Consider the following 24,762-nt stretch of genomic DNA (forward strand, 5'->3'; position numbering starts at 1 on the left):
AGGAGAAACGCTGCTCTTTATTTTAAAAATATAAAATTCCATCAAGCTCCAGCTTCTTCATTCAATAACTGTAACCGCAATAGCTTAATTCGAGAAATTCGCTTATTCTCAGTCTCTTCTACAATAAATAGATGATCATCAAATTCTACGGATTGCCCTTTTTGAGGTGGATTAACCTCCAATTTAGAATACAGCCAGCCGCCTATCGTATCGTAATCCTCAGTCTCCATATGAAGACCTAAAAGATCATTAATCTCTTCAATAAGCATCAAACCGTCAATGGAGTGTTCATCCTCGCCAAGCTTCTCAACACCGGGACGTTCCTCATCAAATTCATCCTGAATTTCTCCAACAATTTCCTCCATGATATCTTCCAGTGTCACCATTCCTGAAGTACCCCCATACTCATCGATCAATATGGCGATTTGTGTCTTCGCACGCTGCATAACTTTCAGCAAAGCACTAATCTGAATGGATTCCGGCACGGTCAATATTGGACGAATTAATTTCTGATAACTTTGTGGACGATCCTTAATTAAGTCCTTTATATGGATGAAGCCTAAAATATGATCCTTATCACCGTCACAGACGGGATAACGTGTCCTCATGCCATCATAGGCAATCTCAAGGTTCTCCTCAGCAGAAACATGATTATTCAGACAGATCATCTCTGTCCGCGGAATCATGATCTCCCGAGCCATGGTATCCACAAATTCAAAAATATTGTCAACTAACGCCATTTCAGTATTATCGATAAAGCCGCTTTTGTTACTTTCCTGCATGATAATACGAATTTCTTCTTCCGTATGCGCCGTTCCCAGCTCTGAAGCCGGGGCTAATCGGAAAATTTGCAGTAAACCACGCGCCAGCCCATTAACGATCCATATCACTGGATACATGATTTTGTAAAATACATTCATCGGTCCTGCTGTTAGTAAAAGGACAGATTCAGCCTTGTTAACAGCAATGGTCTTAGGTGCAAGCTCACCTAATACGATATGCAAGATAGTAATGAACATAAGAGCAATAACCAAAGATACAACATTAACAGCAGTTTCTCCTAAACCTATGCTTCCTAATAAAGGCCCGATAAGATTAGCTATAGCTGGTTGACCCAGCCACCCTAATGCAAGCGAAGCCAATGTAATGCCGAGCTGACAGGCTGAGAGATAGCCATCCAGGTTGCTGACAATGCTTTTTGCATTAAAAGCTTTTTTACTACCTTCTTCAATCAGGGTATCAATTCTACCACTTCGTACTTTCACCATTGCATATTCGACTGAAACAAAAAATCCGTTTAACAATACCAACAAAATAATAAGACCAACATGTAATATACCGGGTAAAGGGTCGCTCAATTTATACTCCTATCCACCATTTTCCGTACATGGATGGATAGGCCCACCTCCTTCGTTTTTTCAGAGTATTGGCAAAATGCTTGCCGGTTGTTCCTTTCAGTATCAATTTCCCAATGGTTTCATCTCCAGTCTAGAATCACGTTTTTGAATATATACTTTATTATATTAATATATTGGGGCAAACCGCAAGCATGCGTGTCCTTTTGAAAAAAAATGGGCGATGATTATCAAGATTGTTCCATAAATTCATCACAAATAAAAAGAACTCCTAACCGTTTGGCGTTGGAGTTCTTCTCATCGAAGATGGGTTAAATTTAGCGACAATTTCTCATCGTTGGAGGATTGCCAATTACACCTGGGTATTGGTAAGTAAGGGGCTCATCGAAGGTAGCATAATCAAAATAAATCATAAGTAAGACGGTGCGTTGGCCAGTCGCAGGGTCACTGATAATAATGTGGTCACGGCCTGCCGCTTCCAGCACACCCTTGTAAACTTTGGCATTCCAGTCTTTATTGTTCTCATAAGTAAAATAAAACGTACCTACTTTTCCTAAATTCAGGCGGAAAATATTCTCAATGTAGGATTGTTCGAACGTTTGTGGTGGATTTTGAACTACTACTCCCCCTGGAGTCATTGGACTGCCACTGCTTACTTGGGGTGGCATGCTGCCCATGCCTTGCATTCCTGATGACATCGGCATTCCGGAAGACATTGGCATACCTGAAGAAGAGACACTACCGATGGTATAAGTTACGGGGCGGTAAGGTTGAACGATCATTTACTGAAACCTCCTAAATGTTTATCAGAGCATGAGCTCCTTTGGACACTAATGAAACTTACATTTGGGCACAATTGAAATCACACTAACTTTCTGTGAGAATTACTCATTTTATTGAGTAATTCTCTTTGCACAGTTACCATGCTAATTGCCGATAAATACAGTCGGGCAATCTTCTCCGGTCGGAGTAAAGAAGCAATGGGCTTTAAAGCGGCCTGTGTTTTGTTGGTTATACCAGGTTGCAGGACAATCACCTGCGGGTCTGAAGAACCACAAAGCATTGGTAGCTGGCCAGGTTCTTTCACCAGCAATTACACGTTTGGCTAGACGGATATCTGCTTCTCTGGCTCGCTGGTAGAAGTATCCCTTCTGCGGCGCTTCGAAACCTCCAGGACTTTGATAGACCATATCATTCACATTCCGAATGTTATTAAAGTCCAAGCAATTGCCAAGAATCCGGTTGACGCCAACATTGCCGACCATGAGCATGCCGAGATCTCCATCTTCCTCAGCTTCCGCTCTCATCAACCGCGCCAGCACCTTCACATCTTCCGAGTTCGTTTTGATGACGGCCACGCTGTCTCCTCCTTGGGGTCACTTCTTGTAGCAACCTCGTTCTTAACTGCATGCTGTATAGTATGTGCATTCGCCTAAGAGGTGACAGTTCCCGCCTATTTTTTAGAGTAGGGATCTTTCCTTTTAACCACTCAGCAAATTCCCATTAACGACACTCTAAGCTGCGTTTGTCCAATTACATTTGCTCTGCAGCGTCTGAGTCGGGGTCGGTGGCAGCATCAGAGTCGACGTCGATGTTAGCGTAGAATCGGTGTCGATGTTAGCAACAATTATCAACGTCAGCATCGATGTCCTTGTTGCAACAATGTCCACGTTAGATCGATTTTCTTGTTAGCAACTGCGTCAACGTCAGCACCCGCTCAGAAGGCGCTATCGGACACAGCTGACCTTATTCGCGATATTAATCCACTTTTCGGATTCTAACGGACCCCAAAGCCCCTATTGGCCCGCAAAGCACCGATTATAAGCCTCTTTCTAATGAATAGCTGCATTGGAGTCCGAAACTAGGCTCAAAAGACTGTGAATTTGCAAATAACGTCATCTGGGTCCGCAAGGTGAGAGGGTAATGAAGATCTGACACTTAATAGATGATCGCACCTACAGTGAGCTTTGAGAACTACGAGGTCAGTGAGCTTTGAGAGCTACAGGATCAATGAGCTTGAATGGTACATAACCAAAACGCAAAACAGCGATCCACCATGAGCATGAGGATCGCTGTTTTGATTTAATACATATGACTACTCCGCAGTTGAGTATTGTGCCTGTCGTTGGAATCCATGATATCTGGTTCCTTGATAAGTAAGCATTCCTCTATCGCCTTCAGCACTCAAGCCATATTCATGGCCATCTACTTTAAATTCCATGCGACTACCGCCCTCCAGCTCGTACGTTAAATAGTAAGTTGTACTAGTACGAGTTGAGCCATTCTCTTCCTGAAGCTGCTGCTGTCGTACTTCAGTCCGTTTGCTAACGATATGCGCAGGGATTGTTAGTATGGGGGAGCCATTGTTCCTGCCCCATTGAAGCAAGCCCCTGCCTGCTGATATAGCAAGAATACCAATCATAACAACGATAAAGATCGGCATCACCGTTCCGGCAAAATCAAACATCCATGAAAGATCCGGGCCCATTCCCATGACAGTTTCCCCCTTCTTCCTCTTGTTATTCAGCCTAATTGCTGCGTTCTGGGTACTTCTGTACATGTATATGCCTCATCTAGTCCAGAAAGCATTAAATAAGTGAGACTAGATGCAAAAAAGACCACTTCGTTTTCTTAGAAATCAAGAATTCGAGTGGTCTCTATACAGAGTTTTCAGTTATTAAATTAAGCATGAACTAGGTCTAGCAATTTCTTAGTTTCGTCCGTCTGATCGTCTAACATTCCATTCTCAGCCCAGCAAGCTCTGCATTGTTCTTCAGTTTCACAAAGATGAGCGTCATCACAGTTGTAGCAAAGTTGCAAAAGGTTTCTTGTCATATAATCTGTTTCGAATGTTTTCATTGTAATCTCTCCTATTCGATGTCTGAGTTTGTGAAAATTTGAACTTGTTTTCTATGTGTTAAATATATCACAGGATTCTTTAAATGTCATGTGATTTTTTTCACATTTATAAAGAAAATTTTAAATAAGTTTTTTCCTTATATTCAATCATTCACAAACAACAATAAACCCCCACTCTGCTAACAACAAAAGAACCTACCATCAGGCAGGTTCTTATTCCTTATTACATTACACGCCAGCTGATACCACCATTCGTAGTCTGTAACAGTATCGAGCGCTTGTCCTCTTTTTTCTCAATCAAAAGCCACCCCACCTCAGTGGAAAAAAACTGTAGCTTTACAATCTCCGGATATTCCAAAAGCTTAGATCGCAGTACACTGCTCTCTTTAAGAGGTAACCAGGTCGCTCCTTGATCAATCGTATGGTAAAGGGTGTCGCCGAGTATGGTCCAACCGATCTGTGAATTCAAAAAAGTCGGAGCAATTAGACGATTAACACCAGCTTGTGCGTTCAATCCAAAGGATGCGAATTTCCAATTAGCGCCGCCGTTAGCTGTAAAATATCCATGGTAAGTGATCGTTTTTTCTTTATCCTTTTGACAGCCAACAGACATCCAACCAGTAGACTTACTAGCATCGAAGAACTCCGGTTTGCCAGTAATTACTCGGTCACAATCTTCTAAACGTTCGTTAACTAGAAAAGCTGGCCCGAGGCTCCAGCTCTTACCGCCATCTTTTGTCATAAAGATTTTGGGAAGAGCACCTGTCTGTAGTGTCACAAATCCATGTGTACTATTGCGAAAAATCATTCCAGTGGTGACCCCGGCAAACGGTATCGAATCATTTGGGAAATTCGGATTGTATTGCTCATTCTGCATCACTTCTTCCCAAGTGGCCCCACCGTCTGTCGTTGAAAAAAGTGCCTTGTTCTCTTTGTTGGAAGAAGCGTTCCATGAGGTCATCAGCCAACCCTTTCTGGGTGAGTTGAAATATACAGAGGATACTGTATTCACATCTCCTAAAGATGAGATTTTCCAGCTTTGGCCACCATCTGTGGTTCGCAGCACAATCGTTTCTGTCGAGCCAAAAGCACTTCTTATAATCCAACCATGAGATGGATCCGTGAAGAAAATCCCCTTCCCATACACAGGATTGGAGAGGAACTGCACATTTGGTGCTGGTGAAATATTAGCCCAAGTTGCTCCGTTATCCCGGGTCAAGTACAACCGGAGTTCGTTTTTGGTAACCCCCCAGGCCAGACCCTCACTTTCACTAAGCAGCTGAAAATCTGTAAGACGAGTCTGAATTTGATATTTCGGAGCGCTATCATTGTCAATATGATTGGCGTCTGGAGTAATCAGGGTTATCGTCTGACCTTCTTCAGGTGCCTCTGTCGGCTGGGGCTGCTGAGTAGGTTCCGGGGGAGGAGATGAACAAGCCGTGACCACCCACGCTATCAAAATCAGCATCAGTATTAATCTTATTCCCTTCAATCCAGCAATCTTAAATGCCAATAACCTCTCTCCTCTCGGATGGATTGAATCTTATTTATGATTCAAATTACTATTACGATAGCCATATAGTGCATAGATTAGAAGTCCAACAACTGTCCAAATTAGAAAACCAATCCAAGTCTCACTTCCTAGATTATACATCAAAATACCACAAGTTGCCGCACTTAACAGCGGAATGAAAGGTACCCAAGGAACTCTGAACCCTCTTTTTAAATCCGGATGAATATATCTAAGCGCGATTACCCCTAAAGACACTACAAAAAAGGCAAACAATGTTCCTATGCTTGTCAGATTTGCCAACCGGTCCAGTGGGATGAAACCCGTTAACACAGCTATTAAGATACCTACCATCCATGTGCTTCGTACAGGTACCTGTGTTTTAGCATTAATCTTAGATAAACTTATGGGCAGCAGGCCATCACGTGAGATGGCAAATAACAGCCGAGTTTGACCGAATAACATCACGAGCAGTACCGTAGTCATTCCCGCAATGGCTCCAACAGAGATCAGACCGGCAATCATATCCTGATTTACAAAGCGAAGCGCATAAGATACAGGATCACTAACATTGAGATCAGTATATGGAACAATACCCGTTAATACGAGTGAGACAAGAACGTACAAGACAGTACAGATAGCAAGGGATGAAATAATTCCAATCGGCAAATCGCGTTGGGGTCTTTTCACCTCTTCAGCAGCGGTTGCTAGCGCATCAAAACCTATGTAGGCAAAAAACACTGTGGCCGCGCCATTGATCACGCCATGGTACCCAAAAGGGAGAAACGGAGTCCAGTTCTCTGGCTTCACATAGAAAAATCCTGTTACGATAAATAGAAGCACCACTGCTATTTTGATAAAAACCATGATTGCGTTAAAGCGTGCCGTTTCCTTGGTTCCCCGAGTCAGTAAATAGGAAATCAACAAAATGATAATTACTGCAGGCAGATTTATTATTGTACCCGCTTGTGCATTATAAGCCCCCGATAGTGCGGTTGGGAGATGTATCCCAAAGCCCTCTAATAACCCCTGAAAATACCCTGACCAGCCACTGCTTACAGCCGCTGCGGCAACTCCGTATTCCAAGACAAGATCCCAGCCTAAGATCCAAGCTAATAGTTCTCCAAAGGCTACATAACTATAAGCATAAGCACTCCCGGAAACAGGAATGGTCGAAGCAAATTCCGAATAACATAATGCCGAGAGCACACAGGCAAACGCCGCTAGTAAAAAAGAAATTATAAGACCAGGACCTGCATGTTCTGCTGCGGCAACTCCTGTCATTACAAAAATACCTGTGCCGATAATGGCTCCTACCCCAAGCATTGTTAGATCCAGGGCACCCAACGTCTTGTTTAACTGCGTCCCCTCAGAAATTGTGGGTATGTGTAGAGCCTTTTTACGAAATAAATCCATCCGTACATTCTCTCCTGTCTAGTCTTGCTAAGATAATGAAATAAAAATCACATTTTAGTATGGCCTTAATTAGGGTAATGCATTAAATAAGATCAGCTTGAAAACACTACCGTTAACGATTATGATGGACAAGATTGAAACCAAAAATTTGAAATATTAAGGAGATGGAGACATGGCCCCCCCAAAACCCAATCGGGTCGTAGTTATCGGTACTGGAGCAGTTGGTACAACTACAGCCTATACATTATTGTTACGTAGACGTATGCCCGAACTCGTACTTATTGACGTTAATCATCAGAAAGCACTTGGCGAAGCACTGGATATGAATCACGGCATGCCTTTTGTCGGCGGTGTGAAGTTATGGGCTGGTACTTATGAAGACTGCCGTGAAGCAGATATCATTATAGTCACTGCCGGTGCATCACAAAAACCGGGAGAAACCCGGATAGATCTGCTTCGTAAAAATATTTCGATTTTTAAAGATATCATTGAAAAAATAACAAAGTATAACCAACATGCCATTCTACTTATTGCAACTAACCCTGTAGATATTCTGTCTTACGCGACTTTGAAAATAAGTGGGTTTGACCGCAGACGTGTAATTGGTTCTGGTACGGTACTTGATAGTGCTCGTTTTCGTTATTTGATCGGTCTTCACAAAGAAATCGATCCTCGCAGTATTCACGGACAGATCATCGGTGAACATGGAGATTCAGAGCTTCCGGTTTGGAGTCTTGCGAATGTAGCTGGGATTGATCTTGGTTTTGACGAAGCAGAACGCGAAGAAATCTTCCAAGATACCAAGAATGCAGCCTATGAAATTATTGATGCCAAAGGCTCAACCTCTTATGCAATAGCTCTTGCACTGGACCGAATTGTAGTCTCCATTCTTCATAATGAAGGCGCCGTGTTGAATGTTTCTACTTTATTAAATAACTATAACGGGGTTTCGGATGTCTATCTCGGTGCGCCTTGCGTAGTAGATCGCTCGGGTGTTCGACAGGTACTGGACCTCCCACTCAATGAAACCGAACAGGCTTTATTCCAGAAATCCGCTGAGAAGCTAAAAGCAGAAATAGCTAAGCTAGAATTGTAAGCGAATATGGCTGGAAACAGCCCTTTTTGACTACAAAAGACACAAGAAACCGTCCTTTTTATATGTGGAGCGTTGCCTCCACTATGAAAAGGACGGTTTTTAATATAACACGAATTAACTTAGCCTGCCAATGACAAAAAGATCCTTTAGCAGGCCAGGCTCACCTGAAATTCCGGATCTTTTTTATCAATTTATTTAGTGATAGGTTGCTTGTAATATTCTTTGAGAACTTGTTCGGCTTTTTTGCCATAAATATCAAAACCACGGTCAATGGAAGCCTCTTCCAAGGCATATAATTTCGTGCTCCAGTCCCACCAGAAGTAACCGGCAAACCAAGGTTCATTCCAGAATGCTTCCAGCGCTGACCGATAGAAGTTGGCTTGTTCATCTTCTGAATACGGTAAGTCTGTGTATGTAAAGTCCCATGGCATGGTGGCACATCCATGAGCACTTCGGCATCCAATCTCGATGAATACGAGAGGCTTGCCAAATCGCTCAGACAGTGACTTAAGCCGCGGTTTCTGCCGCTCCCAACCAGCCAGCATATTCTCATAAGAATCTCCCGGCACGGAAGCTACCGGATAATAAGCGCTGGTTCCGATAAAATCCACCTCATCCAGCCATTCGATTCCTTCTTCTTTGCCATGATTGGCATTATAAATGATCGGCCCTGTATAAAGATTGGTGACCTCTTGAATCAATTGTCTCCATTCCGCAGTTCTAGACTCTGTGCCTACCATTTCGCAGCCGATACAGAACATCTCACATTCAAGATCTTCCGCCAACTCTGCATAGTGTTTAATGAAATTTGTATAAGAACGGAACCATGCTGCCCAATAAATCTCTCCCTCTTCCGGAAATCCAATCCTAGCTCTCCAAATGCCATCCCTCGAATTCACAACCGGTTTAAGACAAACTTTAAGACCAAGCTGTTTTGCCAGTTGTACCGCATGTGCGAGATCACGATCTGTCACCGTGTAACCGTAATCATAATGAATTTCTGTTGAATGCACTGTGTCTTGCCATGTCCAAAAAGATAAGGCGATCCATTCACTTCCTGTCTCCGCCAGCTTTCTCATCGAATCTTCTGCATATTCTGTACGGTATTCACCTCGTTTTGATCCCCAGCCATAAGTCATCCCTTTTAGAAATACATCCTTCACGATTAGGACCTCCTATAAAAAACTCTTAATAACTGTTAGAATAAATCAATACCGTTATAATAACAAGTTATTTTTGTTATCAATTTTCTGAGGAGGTTTCTTTCTTTTCTATCACAGCTGGATTTGCAATTTAGACATAGCCTCTTCCTTCTCACGACTGGTAATATGTGTGTATACGGTTGTAGTCTGGATCGAGGAGTGACCAAGCAGTTCCTGTACAGTGCGCAGATCTGCCCCTTTTCTCAGCAGCATGGTTGCAAAGGAATGTCGGAGCTTATGACTTGAATACGGACGTCGCTGTGCTGCTGGCACATCCCTTTGGAAACGATCAAAGGTATCTGCTGCAATTTGCTGAATGCCGCGGATCGACAACCTGCGTCCTTTTTGTGAAATGAACATCGCTTCCTCTTTACTGCGCCAAGGATCTAACCTTTCTGCTAACGCAGAGTCCAGAAAAGGCACTACATCCTCGGGAACCGGCACATTACGCCATTTACGCCCCTTCCCAAACACACGGAGAGAATGTCTTTCTACATTATAATCACTCAAATTCAGTGTGTGGACTTCCCCCACCCGAAGCCCCATATAGGACATCAACAAAAAAACTGCTAAATTGCGCTTTTTGTATTTACCATCTATAGAAGATAAAAACCGACCCAGATCACTTTCATCTAAGTAGACCGGCTCACGATTGATCTCCGTTTTGGATTTCTTAATCCCGGCTGCCGGGTTGTTCTGAAGTAATTCCAGCTCGATCAATGCCTTGAAAAAACAGTTAATCGCAGCATGCTTCCGGTTACGGGTCGCATCACTCACTCCACGTTCGCGGACAGAGGTCAAAAAAGAAATGACATGCAGCTTCTTCACCGTCTCAAGCTTTTTACCATTCAGGCTGTCTAAAAATTGTTTCACATCTACTAAATAGGATTTTTGCGTATAGGGAGTGTACCCGGCATCCTTCATCCAGATGAGAAAGGCCTCCAGCCCTTCTTCGTAGTCTTCACACCACTCATTCATGCCTTAGAGCCTCCTTGTTAACGTTGATCTATATTAGACTTCTCCATTGCTCAGCATGTTTTTGTATCGCAAGTAAGAACTCCGTCAGTACGGGCGATTTCCATTTCTTATGATGATAGGCGATCTGCGTCGCCACACGCTGTGATTCATCATTCCAATTCAACCTGGCAAGTTTGCCTTCGGAGAGTTCATTTTTCACAGTAATTAATGGAAGAAAGGCAATGCCAAGATCAGCCATCACACATTGCTTTATCGCCTCGATGCTCCAAAACTCTAACGTGGGGTCAGGAAAAACACCGTAACTGTTCAAATGCCGTTCAAATAAAGTCCGGTAGGAACAGCCCGTTTCGGTATGAAGTATGGTCACTCCTTTTAAATGAAGGGGTTCTACCTCAGCAAGATTTAATAAGGGATGATCTGGCGCTGCGATCAGCGTCATCGGCTCATGTACTAATGTTTCTATATTTAAATCTTTATCTTCCGTCTCAGGTTGCAACAAGAACGCTAAATCCAGTTCACCCGAACGGACAAAATCTGATAGTTCCCAGCAAGCTCCAGGCTTCAGAAGAATTTGCACCTTCGGATATTTAGCGCGAAACTCCTTAATAATACCTGGTAAGCGAAAAGCAGCTAGAGATTCAGGAGCCCCAATCCGTAAAGAACCCGTAAGTTCACTATCCGAACGTAACGCGTCCTCTGCTAAAGTGTGCATTCTGGATATTTCTTGAGCGAACGGGAGCAACCGACGCCCTGCGTCGGTTAGGATAATCTTTTTACTGATCCGATCAAATAATGGCTGACCAATTTCAGACTCTAGTGCTTGGATTTGTGCAGTAATACTGGACTGTGCATAATCAAGCTTCTGTGCTGCTCTAGTAAAACTGCCCGTCTCCACTACCACTAAAAAGGTAAAAAGATGACGTGACTCCATGAATTTCCCCCTAAATGAAAATGAACCATCGGAATATCGAATGGATACTATTCAAAAATTCTGTTTTTCCAATGGATCTATTATCTGCTACTCTAGAACAAAAGACAAGGAAAGCAGGATAAAAAAACATGAAGGAATCCGGTTCAAACACTTTACAAAAAAACATTGGCATGCCTCAGGCTATTGCCCTTTACATCGGGGCTGTGTTGGGTTCTGGGGTCTTAATTGTTCCTGGTTTAGCTGCAGAAATGGCGGGTCCCGCTTCATTACTGGCGTGGGGATTTATGTCGTTGCTGATTTTGCCGATGGCCTTATCAATGGGTCTGCTCTCTGCTAAATTCCCTAACGCTGGAGGCGTGTCCCATTTTGTAACGCTTGCTTTTGGTCCAAAAGCTGGCTCACTGGTAGGATGGTTCTTTCTGATGTCCGTTCCGATTGGCGCACCTGTTGCTGCACTGACTGGAGCTGGTTATATGACCGCCGCTATGGGCTGGGACGAATCTGCAAGAATTACTATTGCCGCTATTATGTTGGTCATTGGCCTGATTACGAACTGGATTGGTATGCAGGTAGCTGGAAAGGTACAAATAGCGGTAGTTATAGCGATTGTTGCTGTGCTGGTCTTCTCCTTTGCTACTGCACTGCCCCGTATGGAAGTCGAACACTTCACTCCCTTTATCCCACATGGATGGATGAGCATTGGCCAGGCTGCTGCAATCTTATTCTGGTGTTTTATTGGCTGGGAGGCTGTCTCACACCTATCTGAGGAGTTCAAGGACCCACAGCGTGCCGCCGTTAAAGGAGTAACTATCGCCGCTATTATAGTAGGGATTCTATATTTTCTCTCCGCACTAGCAACTGTTGGTACACAAAGCTACCTCAAAGGTGGATCAAGCACTTCACTCGTCTGGATTATTAGTCAGCCTCTTGGGCGCTGGGGAGGATTTATTGCCGGACTTACCGGTCTGTTCATCTGTACAGCCACAATTATTGCCTATGCAGGAGCTGCCTCACGTGTGGCTTATGCTTTATCCCGCCAAGGCTCTGCGCCGAAATGGATGGGTAAAATATCCAAACAGTATCATACCCCTATCGGTGGCATAGCTTTTCTTCTGCTCTGTTTTGTATCGGTGATGACGCTGTATGGCAGCGGGTCCCTCTCCATCACCACTCTGATCCAGTTTCCGAATGCTACTTTTATCCTGACTTATATCGGAGGTTGTGCTGCAGGAATACGTCTGCTCAAAGGAAGTCGCTTAGGTGTGATGATAAGCTGGATTTCTTTTTTAGCAACAGCTGCTGTGTTTCCTTTTACGGGCTGGGCGATAGGCTATCCGCTACTCATTACTTTGGTATTCGTTTGGATTATCCGTAATAAGCGTAAACAGAGGATACGTGTCACTGAAGAGATTGGTCCTGAAATGCATAAGGAACAACAAAAGGTGTTGTAAGGCTCTAACTGCGTTTGAACTTCTCCTTAAGGAATAGTTGTACTGGTGTCCGAAACCGTGCTCAATAGGCGATAAATGTGCAAATAGCGTCAAATCTCTAACTAGTCCTAAACGGGCATTCGTTTCAGCAGCTGCTTAGATGGTTATGGAATGAAGAGGGTATACTAGACTATGACCAGTCAAAGGAGACGATAAATCATGCCAAACAAAACTAAGATTATTCTTGAGCCAGCTGCTCAAAAATTTGCCGATGATAATGCGAAACCTCCCTTTCTACCTGACCTTGGGCCAGAAAAAGGCCGTGAAACGGTAGATAGCGTACAATCCAGTGAGATATATAAACCTGAAGTTGATATTGAAGATCTAATGGTGCCAGGTGGACCTAACGGTGATGTTTCCATAAGAATCGTTCGTCCCCCAAGCTCCTCATCAGCGTCGCTGCCTGTTATCCTGTACATCCATGGCGCAGGCTGGGTGTTTGGGAATGCTCATACCCATGATCGCCTGATCCGTGAACTAGCTGTCGGAGCGGAGGCCACAATTGTTTTCCCAAATTACAGCCTCTCCCCAGAAGCTAAATATCCTACAGCTATTGAAGAAATCTATGCAGTACTCCAGTGGACAGCTGAAAAAGGAAGCGAGCACGGATTAGATACTAGCAAGCTTTCTATAGCCGGAGACAGTGTAGGTGGGAATATGGCCGCTGCTATTACTCTAATGGCTAAAGAACGGAGTGGGCCGAAGATAGCGAAACAACTACTATTCTATCCGGTAACGGATGCCTCGTTTGATACTGAATCCTATCATGAGTTCGCCGAAGGCTATTTCTTGCAGCGGGACGGCATGAAATGGTTCTGGGATCAATATACTACTGACCCTGAGGAACGTAATCAAATCACGGCCTCCCCTCTTCGGGCTAGCCTAGAACAGCTACGGGATTTACCAGATGCACTGGTCATTACTGGTGAAGCAGATGTGCTACGGGATGAGGGTGAAGCTTATGCCGCCAAATTGCGGGAAGCTGGCGTGAATGTTACGGCTGTCCGCTTCCAAGGCATCATTCATGATTTTGTCATGCTGAATCCTTTAGCCGAGACTCATGCTAAAAAAGGAGCTATCAAGTTAGCGACAACATGGCTTCGTGAAGGTTTCTAAACAAATCAACTATTGACATATTCCTTTACTAGGCGAATTGGTTCCCACAAGAATTCTTGTGCGAAACTGATTCGCCTTTTATTGTTAACATAATATTTATTATGTTAACAAGTGTATTTTTACAATTGAGAAACAAATATCCATTCTCTGCGTCAATATATTATAAATGATGTATAAGGAGCTAAAATCGTGAAATATGTACCGTTTATCCTAAAGACCGTTATATCTTCCTCCTTGCTCGTATCTGGAGCTGGTATATATTTGTCTAGTGCTCAAGCAGCAGTAACAACTCCTGCCTCCTCTTCAACAACCGTCGACTCTATCACCACAATTAAACCCTTATGGCACGACAAGGCAGATGGTCAAGGAATTTATAGCCAACTGGCTCCTATTGCAAATGGATTATTCTATTATTCATCAGGCGGGACACTAAAGGCCGCCGATCTCACTACAGGCAAAGTTAAATGGTCCTACAAAAACGGAACAAATCCTGAGATTATAACGAATAACTCGGTTTTCTTTATCACTTATGAGGGTTATCTTGTAAAAGTTAATGCTCAAACGGGGAAATTGCTTTGGAAGGTTAAGGCTGCCAAAGATCCGATCGAGATCGGTGCTTTCGCGGAGTTAGTTAACGGAGTGATATACTTCCGGAACGAGCATGGTGGAATTGCAGCTTATCATCCGGTCACTGGTAAAAAGATCTGGGAGAATAAAGACATCCCTATGTATGTAGGAAGTATCGACGGCCTTTATAACGGGGTATTGGTAGTATCCAGTACCGTTGATAATAGACGCACACAGTTTTTCGGTCTCGATCCGGCTACAGGCAAGAAGTTATGGAGAATTCAGGGATTTTATAGCTTTGTTGCTTACCGGGATGGTGAATTATTACTCCGCGAACAAGCCAATGCTGCAAATGATGCCTCTAACGTGCCTCTTAAAGGCTATCAGTTGACCCTGGTACATGTTGATGTTAAAACTGGAAAAGCGAAGACCAAAAAGAACTATAAACCGCTCGAAGATGTCAGTAGACTCGGTAATTATTTCACATCACTTCAAGGCTCGTATCTATATACAGTCGATGGAGGTTTAGACCAATGGGGTGGTCATCCACTATACCGCTTTACCTTAGGTCAAGAAACAACGAGTGAACCCAAAAGTTATCAGGAGTACGGAAATTGGGTGGCTGGACCAGTAAATAACATGGCTTTTTTCCAAAAGGGTGCACAGATCACTGGCGTTCAAATGAACGATAATCGCATTATAAGCTTCAACGGACCGGACAGTCCAGCGCTTAGTGTTCAATTGATCGGTAAGGGGATTTACACTGGCTATGAGAATGGCTACTTCTATATCATAAATGCAGAAACAGGCAAAGCGCTTGGCAAAGTAAAGACCGGAGCACAACAATACGGCACACTATTTAGTGCGAATGGTATTCTCTACATCCAGACGGAGCATGATATATTCGCGATTTCCCTGCCAAAAGAATTAAAATAGTTGTTGTTACTCCTCATCTTTTGCAGCCACTTCTCGTTTAAACTCACTGGTTCGACTCTCCAGATGAACTGACCCGCTGTTTCCAATCTGGAAGGTCGTGCCAGACCCAATCGACAGAATTTTTATATATTGTATATTAATCATTGATTCTGCGGAATCCTTTAATATCACAAATTCATCCGCTTCATTCCCTTGCTTTGTCCATACAGGGATAGGGATGTCTATGAGTGTAGTATCTTTCGGGTGATTATTAATCTCCCTTATGTTAAAAAGATAATTCTCCTTGCTTCCCAGGAATTTAGATTGAACCCGGTCTACAGATCCACAAATAAAAATAGAACTGTCGGACAGATTATTGATATAAACATCTTGTATGCGTGAGGTGTGCATAGGTTAACTGCTTTTTTTGACTTGATCTGGAGCGCTCTGAGTATATTCTATTACGCTGTCAAACGCCGAGGAGCAATGAATGGATTGAGTATCCCCTACTAAAAATACTGATGAACCTGAGATCGAAACGACTTTCACTGCATTGACACTAATATCTCTATTGATCACCGTTATCTTCATTCGTCTCCCGCCTTCCGGTTATATTTATTTCCAAATGCCGCTCTACTGCCATAACGATATCTCGTTTGATTTGCTCTACAATAGAAGCGCATTCCTCATCAGTGTATCCACGCCCTTCTTCTGTGGCAGGGAGTTGGTTTACATACTCGTTAATCCGTCCATCCATTTGATTCAGCAGATCCTGAGTCACCATTTGGATATATTGCTCATCAATGCTTAAATTCTTCTCTTTTTCTAAACGTGAAAATTGCGAGGGAACCTCTTCTTGCACATACTTCAAAATCTGTGGGCGAATCTGATCCGATAAGGCAGTTGTACCATCCTCCCGCTCCCCAATAGGTTTACCGTTGATCATCGCTTCATCCAGATTGTTTCCCTCATTCGGTGTAATGCCTATATTTAAAGTGCCTTCCAGCTTTTCGATTTTTAATTGTTCAAAATGATAATTGATAGGTCCTATACTTGCAGATTTATTGTTCTTTATGCTGTCTACATCGCCTTGCAAATCGCGAAGCTGCTTCTCTAACTGTTGAATCTTCTCCGCTTGCAATCTGAGTGTATTAAAAACCTGCTGAGCGTAATACGGATGCATACAACCCCCTCCTATGGTTTATTGTATGCGGGGACAAAGAGCCTAATTCAGATGTGCATATAGTTCTGCCGCTGGCGGTAAGGATACAAGGGGTGAAGCCATTTTTTCCGCTGGAGTCGCTGGAGTCGTTGGAGCCGATGATGGAGCTCTAGAGGTCTCATAATTATGAGACAAAGTATTGATTCGTCCCGATGTACCAATCTGAAGTACCGAGGAATTAGAGATAGTGCCGATTTTTAGATTATAGATCGATATGCATTGATATACCGTAATGTTCATTTAAACCCCACCCTTAAGGAGGTGATACTTGATCCACCACATCTGAATCCATCGTATTTGTACTGCTGGCCGCATTATTCGTTATATTCGTACCTATGGAGTCACCTATGGAGAAGGAGTTGGCACCGGCATAAATTTTAGAGTTGCTGCTCAGGATAACGGATGCCGTATTTCCTACTAAGACTGTGGAGCTGGGGCCTACGCTATTGATTTTAATATTGCCGATGATTGAAACCACCAAACCACTCCTCCTTTCGGAATGATAAGCTATTCTATGTAGATATTCGCCCAGATGTCACTGAATAAGTCAAACGCCCATACAATGGATAAAAACCGTAGGAGGCGCAGAGCTATGAGTCCCAATAAGACGAACCCTTTAGATTGGATGAATGAAGATCCCTTTTTTAAGAAAAAGTTATCCTTGAAAGCTCTTGAAGAGCAGTGGAAGTTGGATCCTAACCAAATTGACGGGTATGTCGAAAAAGTAATCCGTGAAGCAACTGCAGCGACCTCCTCTTCATTTATGAACGAAACCACAAGTTTAAGTTTTGAGCATATCGACACTCATAATCACCTGATTACCAAAATTCGTATTCCGAACGGAATTCACCCCGAAAGTATATGGGCACAAATCAATCGCACACAAATTAAATTAACAGGTTTAGGAAAAGATCATAGCGAGATTATTCAGTTGCCAGTTCCCGTCATTCCAGATCAGAGCAGAGGCACTTATAAACAAGGTTCCCTGCAATTCAGAATGCCTAAAATGTCAGCGGGAAGATTCAAAGATATCGACATCCGTTATTTATAAAATATTCCTTTAAAATCCACCTGTTTTACTCGTCCAAGTGCCCCATTCCCCCTAAAAAAACGTCTTAAAATCAAAACAGCGTATAATTTAAGTTATACGCAGTTTTTTGAGGGTGTTTTTTGCCCCTTTTTCATCCGATTTTCTATTCTTTTCGCTCTTCGAACTTTAAGTTCTTCTTGGTCATAAGATGGAGTATCCAGAGTAAAGGTGGGGGCAAATTATGTCTAAAAACAAACGCGGCAAAGCACTTTGGCGCATTCCATCCCGGGCTAGAGGAACATGTCCGATCTGTGGCAGCACACGTATTAAGCTGTTGTACTTCGGGAAAGGCATTTCAGGTGAAAAGCTTAATGTATGTAAGAAATGTGATGGGAAGCAAAAGGCATGAAAGCATTTAGCAGATAATTCACAGAACGGGTTACCAAATAAAGTGCGACCTTAACCTCGAAACTAAGCTCGACAAAAAAGCTATCGCACTTTGCTTGGTAATCCTTCACTTACAAAAACTTTTATAGTTCAATCCGATAGCGTCTTTCCTCATTCGTTAGAATGAAACCGACAGATTCATATAGCTGTAATGCAGAATCATTTTCCGTAAGCACCATCAGAGATGCCTCTTCCAGTCCGTGGGTTCTAAAATAGCTCAATGCTTGAAAAAGCATGTACTTAGCAATTCCGGATCTTCTCCATGGCTCAAGTACAAATACATTTTCGATGTAGCCACCCTTCTCTTCCTGCCAGACCATTAAGCTACCCGCAACCTTCTCCCCTTCTCGAACAACAAGTGATGTCCAGAGCGGATTTTGTTTAAATTCAGCTAACCGTTCTTTCCCTAGCGGAGTTTCCGGCCAAATCTCAGCTTCTAATTCCAAATAATGCTCGTCTTCTTCAGGCGTCTCCATATTCCAGGTTGCGAATTCAAGTTCCTTAGCCAGAGTGGGTTCAGACAAGCCATCACTTAGATTGTGTTTCATCTTAAATAAGCTATTATAATGAGAGAAGCCCTTCACTTTTTCGAAAAATTGAGTATTCAAGACTTCTGCCGAATCGTTCCCTACACATAGAGTGGTTTTATAATCCTTTGATAACGTTTCTTTTAATTCGAGTGCTCTTAATAAGAGTGACTGATAAACTTTTTCTAATAAATCATAATCGCCTTCACGTTCTGGTATTGTTTTTAAGTTCAGGTAGATCGAATGTCTGCTATCCTTGGAACGGCCGGGCGGAACAATATTGATGATGCTCACTTGACCTTTGGCCACCATTTTACCGTCCTCGAAAGCGCAATATACATTTTCCCAATTTTCCTCTGTGCCAACCCACCAAAAAACAACATTCCCCTTTGAAGATACTGTGTTATAAAGTTCACCAAGTAATGGCATGTCACCTTGTTCAAAATGACGGATAGTAGTCAATACAAAACCCCTTTTCAAATCATTAATATGGAATATATTTATAATAACATGCAAGTCCACGCTTGATTTGGTAATGAATTTTTATAACTAACTTCTCCTTGTTGTAACATTTTTTAAGTAACCCCTGTCTTACTTATATAGGGGGACTGAAGGATGAGAAAACGATTTTTTATAGGGATTACGATATTTCTGATTACTTGTGGAGTTGCTCTTGGTGTTGGGACGATATCAAATCTTCTGAGTCCGTTTAAAAGCTTCTCAGTCATCGTAGATAATCAATCTGATGTTGATATTAACTCTATCGAAGTAGGATTAATTGGTGCGGATTCAAAGAAATTGTATACAAGTCCAATAAAAGCAGGACAAAAGAAAAAATTCAAACCAAAATTGAGTTTAAATGGTGAAGGTGCTATATATCTTCGATATACCAACTCTAACGGACAGTCGAAAGAACAAACCGTGTGCGGTTATACCGAATATTTATCAGGTCATTCCAAAGTCACGATTACTAATGAACGCACAACCGTTGTTCAGCAATGTAATTAAATCCATTCACATCTGACCTTCAATCCTGCTTCACTCTGATGAGAGATATGTCTTCTAATAGGATAACAAGCCGCCATTAAGGCGACTTGCTAATCAAATAAGATTTCGTTTTTTAATTTGGAAGATGGGTCGGATCCAATCCTAGAGGGAATACTTCCTCAAAGTTATCTTGCTTTTCATATAAGCTATACCAAGTCTCTGCAATAACATCAGGATCACCAGCTGTTCCTGCTTGTATCATTGTCCCTATGGAAAGATGGCCGACAAATACTCCTTTATCTATTAACTCATTGTGTAAAGCAGTAGCATAATTTCGTATACCAGACATAACAATGCCGCCATTTCCTACAAAAGGCAAAGGGAACATAGCAGAAATACCAGTGGTAAAAAGAATGGCTCCTGATCCTCTATGGATCATATTGGGTAATACTTCATTAACCGAAAGAACGGCGGGCAGCAAGTAACTGTTTATTTGTTCCAACACACTTTGAGGTGTAGTTTCCAGCACATGAGTGAATTTATCCCACCCTGCATACGGACTGAACTCTAGTACATCGATTGAACCAAACTCTTTTATTATCGCTTGAAAGACTTGTTTTAGAGCTGCTAAATCTGTCACATCCGCTACAAAAGATTGTGCTTCAATATTAAGTTTCTTAAGTTCACTAATGATCATTGATAATTTCTCGGGATTGCGTGAAATGACAGCCACCCTAAATCCATTAACTCCGAATTTTTTAGCTAGAGACAATCCTAACCCAGGCCCTGCACCCACGATAACAATATTTCTCATTTTTGATGAACTCCTTTTCTATGATATATTAAAGTAACAGCTGTTGCTTTAATTGCTAATATACAGCTACTAATTTAATGTATCAATCAACAATCAACCTGCAAATGTTGCTATAGCAACAAGATTGCTAAATTGTTGGGTAGGAGTGAAGTAATGGCTACTAAAGTAAACAATATTCGGCTGACACAGACTAAACAGTCTTTAATTGACTCCTTTTTACGGTTTGTTTCCCTGAAGGATTTTGAGAAAATAACAATCGTCGATATAACAAAGGGAGCTAAAGTTAATCGAGCCACGTTCTATGCGCACTTTAATGATAAATATGAATTATTGGATTATATTATGGGTGATTCGGCATCCGCTGCTATTGTAAAACATACTGAAGGTGAAATTAAATTCGATCAAGAAGGCATCACTCAACTCGTATTATCGGTATTCGATTTCTATCAGCAACCAAACATACAATGCCGCAGCAGTTATATAGGGATGGTTGTCCCTCAATTGAAAGAGAAGATTATAAATGAGCTGAAGGTTCACTTATCTAACGCTTTAGGAGATATCTACCCAGATCACGGGAAAAGCTTTTATGTACCGATCATCGCACAAATGATCCATGAAGGTGTCTATCAATGGGTAACAGGGAATAATACTATAAATCAACAAGAAGTCGCCGAGAGAATTTCATCATTAGTCTTACGTGGGCTGCAATCGTAATTTAAAATCAGAAGATTCCTCAGACCTTTCCGCTGCCTGAACACTAAGGGGCCGAACTCGTCATTTACAGACGAACTCGGCCCCTTGTGATACAGAATATTATCTGACCGTGCAACACATCAATCGATTACACATTCCCCGAAAGATTTAATTGCCATGACACACCAAATTGATCCGCTACCCAGCCAAATTTCGAACTGAATGGATATTCGCCTAGTGGCATGAGCACCTGTCCACCCTGGGATAATGCTGCATAGACGCGGTCAATTTCGGCTTCACTTTCACAATTCACATATAAGGATACCGCTGGAGTAAAGCTGAATCCATGCTTCACGTAGCTATCTATACACATAAAGACTTGTCCATGTAATGAAAAAGTAGCCTGCATGACACTCCCTTCAGGGCCTGCTTCATTTGCTCCATAACGTTTAATACTGATGATTTCGGAGTGATCAAATAAAGAAGTATAGAAATTCATAGCTTCTTCAGCCTTTCCTTCGAACATTAGAAATGTCATTATCTTTTGATTCAGTTCCTTCATAATCGTCCAGCTCCTTAAAGTAATTTTATACAGATCATCTCATATCATTCACGTTTTCGTATATTTTCAAACGGGCATATACGGTTTCGAGAATAGGATACACAACTTGACCAGATACAGCCATCGCCAAAAGTGCACCATGCAGATGCTCAGCTTCCACTGGCAGATGTTTTAGCATATCCCTATGCATAGAGGAAGTAAATTCGGGTAGCACCGAATCCATCTTTTGCATCGTAGCAGTCACCATATCTGCTCCAACAGGCATACCTGCACTTTGCGCTATACTCACGATCTCATTCAGAAGCTGCTCATAAATAGTACGCGCTGTAGATGAGGCTAAAATGGGTCCAACCGAGCTATCCATTAAAGTTGTAATCCCGCTTAAACTAGCTACGAATATATATTTCTGCCACACTTCGTGCTGAATATCAGAGCTTAGTTTCACAGTGAATCCTGCTTTATCCAAATGACTGAGAAGTTTCTGCGTTCGTTCTGACTCCCCACCCGCCCATTCACCAAACACAATACTATGAAAAGAACTACTTTGTATGATAGCTCCATTAGAACCTAACGTTGTCTCGATATAACAAAGACCACCCAGTACCTTTTCTGCTCCAAAATGCTGCTGCAAAATACCAAAATGTTTATACCCATTAAGGAGCGGGAGAATCATAGTCTGTTCACCGACGAAAGGGGTAAGATCCATCATCACCTGAGGCAAATGATAGGCCTTCACTGCAATAATAATACAGTCAAAAGGCTCTGCCTTCTCCCCATATGTAATCGTCCGAACGGGAGTCTGAAAGTCACCATGCACACTTTTTATTGCCAGACCCTCATCTTCTAACTGCTTTTGTTTAGTAGAACGGACTAGAAAAGTTACATCTTCCCCTTTTTGAACCAGACGCCCTCCAAAATAACCACCAATAGCTCCTGCACCCACGAATAGAAAACGCATGTAAGTCTCCCCTTTTTTCACCTTATTTTTAACAAATAAAAAGACCGCTTAGCTTATCCGCTAAACAGGTCCGAATGGCAAAAAAAGAGTCAAGTATCGACCGTTCTTTTGTCTCGGTCCATACGGATCTGAGCAAAATCCAACGAGTTCACCTCCATGGCTACAAATAAATTACTATTCATAAATCTGATCCATCTAGAGCGCCATTCGATTCTATCGATACAGCCTCCCTGGAAAGTATAACAAAAGAAAACCTTAAAGCCTAGTTTTAATCCATAACTTAGAGATGTCCAGAAACCCGAAGGAACCGGTGTGCAGACCAAACAGGCTTTGATTTAGCTGAGCTTTTTTATTCATATGACAGCCATGCAGCACCCAATAATTGTCTCGTAGAATTCCCTCCGCTTGATTCAGCAGTTTCACCCGTTCATCCTTTGGAGATTCTGTGAAAGGACCTAATACCTTCGAAAACAATGAAATCTGGTCCTCTCTAAGCAAAGAAAATAAATAATTAGATTTATTATTAAAGTAGTTAATCATTCCCCATTGCCAATCATCTTCTAAAACCTCTTCAGCAAGCTGGATCTCGGCTGTTGTCTGTATATAATCTGCCTTAAATTCATTGAAAAAATATAACTCAATTTGCAAACCTACGGAGGCAGCGCGTGTTTGGAGCCATAACGCTTCTTCTCGTTCTTCTTTTTTATCCTTAGTTGCTAAAGTAATGACTTCTCCCTGATACCCGTTTTCCGCTAAAAGCGCTCGGGCATGTTCCAAAGTTGGATCTAGAAGCTCTCTCTTACTGCTCTCCCATGGCAAAAAGCTATCTGCTGGGGTGATACGATTGCCACCCAATTCTTTTATTAAAGCCGTTCGACTGTAAAGGATACGGATCACTTGGCGAAACCATAGCTGCTGATGAATTCCCTCTCTATGAAAATTAAACAGAATATATCTGCAGCCTAAGGCTGGGTAATCTATACTGTGATTGCTGATGATATCAGGTAAAAGTTCCCCATGTTCAGGATCTGGCAGCTGGTATTGGCGTTCATTAGAAGCCTCTTTTGGCAAATACCAAATCTCAACACGATCCAGGAGCGGCCGAATTCCAAAATAAAAATCAAAAGCTGCGAGCACCAAAACATCCTCATTCAGATCCAATAAACGGTAGGGACCTGTACCGCTTACTTCACTAGTGATGTCTATATCATAAGGAAGAATGGACATGTGAATACAACTGAACAGATGCAGAAAAAAGAGATTTGGACGTGACAACACAAACCGGATTCGATGATCTCCTTCAACCTCTACTCGTTCGATATCCTTATAAAGGCTAACCGCTGGGCTGTTCAAGTCGATAAGCCGTTGCAGCGTCTCTTTTACATCTCTCGAGGTCATGATTCTTCCGTGATGAAAGCGTACCCCCTTGCGGAGGTAAAAAATATAACTTGTATGCTCCTCATTAGCTTCCCACATATGGGCCAAACCAGGAAGAAAGGTATCGGTCGTTGCGTCATAAGTAACTAGTGTGCTATAGATTTGACCCAGCAAATAGGATTCAAAAGCGGTGTATACATAAGCAGGGTCCAGCACTTCCATATGCCGGTTACGGGTAATCCGCAGGACGTCCAGCCCTGAGGTTGACTCTGCTTCACTACGGAAACCCATCTGTTTATTTAACATCGTTAATAATCGTTCCTTTAAGGGTCCGGTCACCTGATCGCTGCTCATCAATTCGATAGCTTCTTTTATCTTCCCTTTACTGACTAACTCCTGAAAGCTATCCTCGAATACCTCATCAATACTTTTTAAAAAAGTAAGTTGAGAGATATGCCCCCTGCCTCTCCCCGGCTGCCATTGAATATATTCCTGCTCTTCCAGTTTCCGCAGCACGAATTTAACATTACGTGGAGTGCAAATCAGGATCGAAGCCAATAAATCTATCGTCACAGGAACAGGTTCATTCACTTTGAACGAACTAGTAACGCCTGCTGCTAAACATAAAAAATGATTACTTATCTGGTCCAAATGGTTCACTCCTTTAAAGGTGAAATGGTCAATGTAATTCTTACACTTTTCCTTCCCCC

The 24,762-nt window shown here is 42.4% G+C and carries 28 protein-coding genes; 8 read left to right on the top strand and 20 right to left on the bottom strand.

Annotated elements, in window-relative coordinates; translation table 11 throughout:
• Positions 1-41: 41 nt before the first annotated feature.
• The 7 genes from MHH46_RS17075 to MHH46_RS17105 all read right to left on the bottom strand — a co-directional run bounded on the left by MHH46_RS17075 (position 42) and on the right by MHH46_RS17105 (position 7,140).
• Positions 42-1,358: a hemolysin family protein gene (locus MHH46_RS17075; RefSeq protein ID WP_036687555.1), complete on the bottom strand. Its 1,317-nt coding sequence runs from the start codon at positions 1,356-1,358 to the stop codon at positions 42-44.
• 314 nt (positions 1,359-1,672) lie between these two features.
• A complete protein-coding gene (gerQ, locus tag MHH46_RS17080; protein ID WP_036687556.1) occupies positions 1,673-2,137 on the bottom strand; it encodes a spore coat protein GerQ in 465 nt (154 codons plus the stop codon).
• Between the two features lie 144 nt (positions 2,138-2,281).
• Complete coding sequence (locus MHH46_RS17085) at positions 2,282-2,713, bottom strand: cell wall hydrolase (protein WP_076126705.1); 432 nt, start codon at positions 2,711-2,713, stop codon at positions 2,282-2,284.
• A 737-nt stretch (positions 2,714-3,450) separates the two neighbouring features.
• The gene (locus tag MHH46_RS17090; RefSeq protein WP_076190442.1) at positions 3,451-3,843 is read right to left on the bottom strand and encodes a DUF2500 domain-containing protein; all 393 of its coding nucleotides are present in this window, start codon (positions 3,841-3,843) and stop codon (positions 3,451-3,453) included.
• A 194-nt stretch (positions 3,844-4,037) separates the two neighbouring features.
• Positions 4,038-4,214 carry a hypothetical protein gene (locus tag MHH46_RS17095; RefSeq protein WP_169744776.1) on the bottom strand — a complete coding sequence of 59 codons (177 nt, stop codon included), beginning with the start codon at positions 4,212-4,214 and terminating at the stop codon, positions 4,038-4,040.
• Positions 4,215-4,437: 223 nt separating this feature from the next.
• Positions 4,438-5,727 carry a hypothetical protein gene (locus MHH46_RS17100; RefSeq protein ID WP_081387753.1) on the bottom strand — a complete coding sequence of 430 codons (1,290 nt, stop codon included), beginning with the start codon at positions 5,725-5,727 and terminating at the stop codon, positions 4,438-4,440.
• 30 nt (positions 5,728-5,757) lie between these two features.
• Positions 5,758-7,140 (bottom strand): amino acid permease, encoded by a 1,383-nt coding sequence (locus MHH46_RS17105; protein ID WP_076190230.1) that lies wholly within the window; start codon positions 7,138-7,140, stop codon positions 5,758-5,760.
• Positions 7,141-7,312: 172 nt separating this feature from the next.
• Between MHH46_RS17105 and MHH46_RS17110 the strand changes: the two genes are divergently transcribed.
• On the top strand, positions 7,313-8,236 hold the full coding sequence (locus MHH46_RS17110; protein ID WP_036687562.1) for an L-lactate dehydrogenase: 924 nt from the start codon (positions 7,313-7,315) through the stop codon (positions 8,234-8,236).
• 191 nt (positions 8,237-8,427) lie between these two features.
• On the opposite strand, the gene MHH46_RS17115 is transcribed toward MHH46_RS17110, so the two are convergent.
• From MHH46_RS17115 to MHH46_RS17125, 3 genes are all read right to left on the bottom strand, one after another.
• Positions 8,428-9,399 carry a glycoside hydrolase family 113 gene (locus MHH46_RS17115; protein WP_248548697.1) on the bottom strand — a complete coding sequence of 324 codons (972 nt, stop codon included), beginning with the start codon at positions 9,397-9,399 and terminating at the stop codon, positions 8,428-8,430.
• Between the two features lie 111 nt (positions 9,400-9,510).
• On the bottom strand, positions 9,511-10,416 hold the full coding sequence (locus MHH46_RS17120) for a tyrosine-type recombinase/integrase (RefSeq protein ID WP_076106781.1): 906 nt from the start codon (positions 10,414-10,416) through the stop codon (positions 9,511-9,513).
• Between the two features lie 28 nt (positions 10,417-10,444).
• A complete protein-coding gene (locus MHH46_RS17125) occupies positions 10,445-11,347 on the bottom strand; it encodes a LysR family transcriptional regulator (RefSeq protein ID WP_076133707.1) in 903 nt (300 codons plus the stop codon).
• Between the two features lie 128 nt (positions 11,348-11,475).
• Between MHH46_RS17125 and MHH46_RS17130 the strand changes: the two genes are divergently transcribed.
• From MHH46_RS17130 to MHH46_RS17140, 3 genes are all read left to right on the top strand, one after another.
• Complete coding sequence (locus tag MHH46_RS17130; RefSeq protein WP_076190229.1) at positions 11,476-12,798, top strand: APC family permease; 1,323 nt, start codon at positions 11,476-11,478, stop codon at positions 12,796-12,798.
• 198 nt (positions 12,799-12,996) lie between these two features.
• The gene (locus MHH46_RS17135; protein WP_076190228.1) at positions 12,997-13,953 is read left to right on the top strand and encodes an alpha/beta hydrolase; all 957 of its coding nucleotides are present in this window, start codon (positions 12,997-12,999) and stop codon (positions 13,951-13,953) included.
• A gap of 189 nt (positions 13,954-14,142) precedes the next feature.
• On the top strand, positions 14,143-15,456 hold the full coding sequence (locus MHH46_RS17140) for a PQQ-binding-like beta-propeller repeat protein (protein WP_076190227.1): 1,314 nt from the start codon (positions 14,143-14,145) through the stop codon (positions 15,454-15,456).
• A gap of 6 nt (positions 15,457-15,462) precedes the next feature.
• On the opposite strand, the gene MHH46_RS17145 is transcribed toward MHH46_RS17140, so the two are convergent.
• Genes MHH46_RS17145 through MHH46_RS17165 form a run of 5 tightly spaced genes read right to left on the bottom strand, consistent with a single transcriptional unit; the run spans position 15,463 to position 17,135 of the window.
• Complete coding sequence (locus MHH46_RS17145; RefSeq protein WP_076126717.1) at positions 15,463-15,846, bottom strand: hypothetical protein; 384 nt, start codon at positions 15,844-15,846, stop codon at positions 15,463-15,465.
• Positions 15,847-15,849: 3 nt separating this feature from the next.
• Entirely contained in the window at positions 15,850-16,026 is a 177-nt protein-coding gene (locus MHH46_RS17150) for a spore gernimation protein GerPD (protein WP_143762710.1), read from the bottom strand.
• Positions 16,004-16,618: a spore germination protein GerPC gene (gerPC, locus tag MHH46_RS17155; protein ID WP_076126719.1), complete on the bottom strand. Its 615-nt coding sequence runs from the start codon at positions 16,616-16,618 to the stop codon at positions 16,004-16,006. Before gerPC ends, MHH46_RS17150 begins: the two co-directional genes overlap by 23 nt.
• Before the next feature lie 42 nt (positions 16,619-16,660).
• On the bottom strand, positions 16,661-16,897 hold the full coding sequence (locus tag MHH46_RS17160) for a spore germination protein GerPB (protein WP_076190226.1): 237 nt from the start codon (positions 16,895-16,897) through the stop codon (positions 16,661-16,663).
• A gap of 13 nt (positions 16,898-16,910) precedes the next feature.
• On the bottom strand, positions 16,911-17,135 hold the full coding sequence (locus tag MHH46_RS17165; protein WP_036687577.1) for a spore germination protein: 225 nt from the start codon (positions 17,133-17,135) through the stop codon (positions 16,911-16,913).
• A 114-nt stretch (positions 17,136-17,249) separates the two neighbouring features.
• Here MHH46_RS17165 and MHH46_RS17170 point away from each other — a divergent pair, with 114 nt between their 5' ends.
• Both MHH46_RS17170 and MHH46_RS17175 read left to right on the top strand, forming a co-directional pair.
• Positions 17,250-17,708, top strand: coding sequence for an Hsp20/alpha crystallin family protein (locus MHH46_RS17170; protein ID WP_076126722.1), 459 nt, complete (start codon positions 17,250-17,252; stop codon positions 17,706-17,708).
• A gap of 220 nt (positions 17,709-17,928) precedes the next feature.
• Positions 17,929-18,096, top strand: a complete 168-nt coding sequence (locus MHH46_RS17175; protein ID WP_169744777.1) for a hypothetical protein — start codon at positions 17,929-17,931, stop codon at positions 18,094-18,096.
• A 121-nt stretch (positions 18,097-18,217) separates the two neighbouring features.
• Here MHH46_RS17175 and MHH46_RS17180 read toward each other — a convergent pair whose 3' ends face one another.
• Entirely contained in the window at positions 18,218-19,090 is an 873-nt protein-coding gene (locus MHH46_RS17180; protein WP_081387774.1) for an N-acetyltransferase, read from the bottom strand.
• A 186-nt stretch (positions 19,091-19,276) separates the two neighbouring features.
• Between MHH46_RS17180 and MHH46_RS17185 the strand changes: the two genes are divergently transcribed.
• Positions 19,277-19,669, top strand: coding sequence for a hypothetical protein (locus MHH46_RS17185; protein ID WP_076190225.1), 393 nt, complete (start codon positions 19,277-19,279; stop codon positions 19,667-19,669).
• Between the two features lie 112 nt (positions 19,670-19,781).
• Here MHH46_RS17185 and MHH46_RS17190 read toward each other — a convergent pair whose 3' ends face one another.
• Positions 19,782-20,462, bottom strand: a complete 681-nt coding sequence (locus MHH46_RS17190; protein ID WP_076184391.1) for an SDR family oxidoreductase — start codon at positions 20,460-20,462, stop codon at positions 19,782-19,784.
• Between the two features lie 153 nt (positions 20,463-20,615).
• Between MHH46_RS17190 and MHH46_RS17195 the strand changes: the two genes are divergently transcribed.
• Positions 20,616-21,176: a TetR/AcrR family transcriptional regulator gene (locus MHH46_RS17195; protein WP_076190224.1), complete on the top strand. Its 561-nt coding sequence runs from the start codon at positions 20,616-20,618 to the stop codon at positions 21,174-21,176.
• A 127-nt stretch (positions 21,177-21,303) separates the two neighbouring features.
• On the opposite strand, the gene MHH46_RS17200 is transcribed toward MHH46_RS17195, so the two are convergent.
• The 3 genes from MHH46_RS17200 to MHH46_RS17210 form a co-directional block, all read right to left on the bottom strand.
• The gene (locus MHH46_RS17200) at positions 21,304-21,717 is read right to left on the bottom strand and encodes a VOC family protein (RefSeq protein WP_076190223.1); all 414 of its coding nucleotides are present in this window, start codon (positions 21,715-21,717) and stop codon (positions 21,304-21,306) included.
• A gap of 34 nt (positions 21,718-21,751) precedes the next feature.
• Complete coding sequence (locus MHH46_RS17205) at positions 21,752-22,675, bottom strand: ketopantoate reductase family protein (protein ID WP_076190222.1); 924 nt, start codon at positions 22,673-22,675, stop codon at positions 21,752-21,754.
• A gap of 255 nt (positions 22,676-22,930) precedes the next feature.
• On the bottom strand, positions 22,931-24,703 hold the full coding sequence (locus tag MHH46_RS17210) for an ABC transporter substrate-binding protein (protein ID WP_076190221.1): 1,773 nt from the start codon (positions 24,701-24,703) through the stop codon (positions 22,931-22,933).
• Positions 24,704-24,762 lie beyond the last annotated feature (59 nt).

Origin of the sequence: Paenibacillus sp. FSL H8-0175 (genome assembly GCF_045040615.1) — a bacterium.
GTDB classification, from domain to species: domain Bacteria; phylum Bacillota; class Bacilli; order Paenibacillales; family Paenibacillaceae; genus Paenibacillus_AQ; species Paenibacillus_AQ odorifer.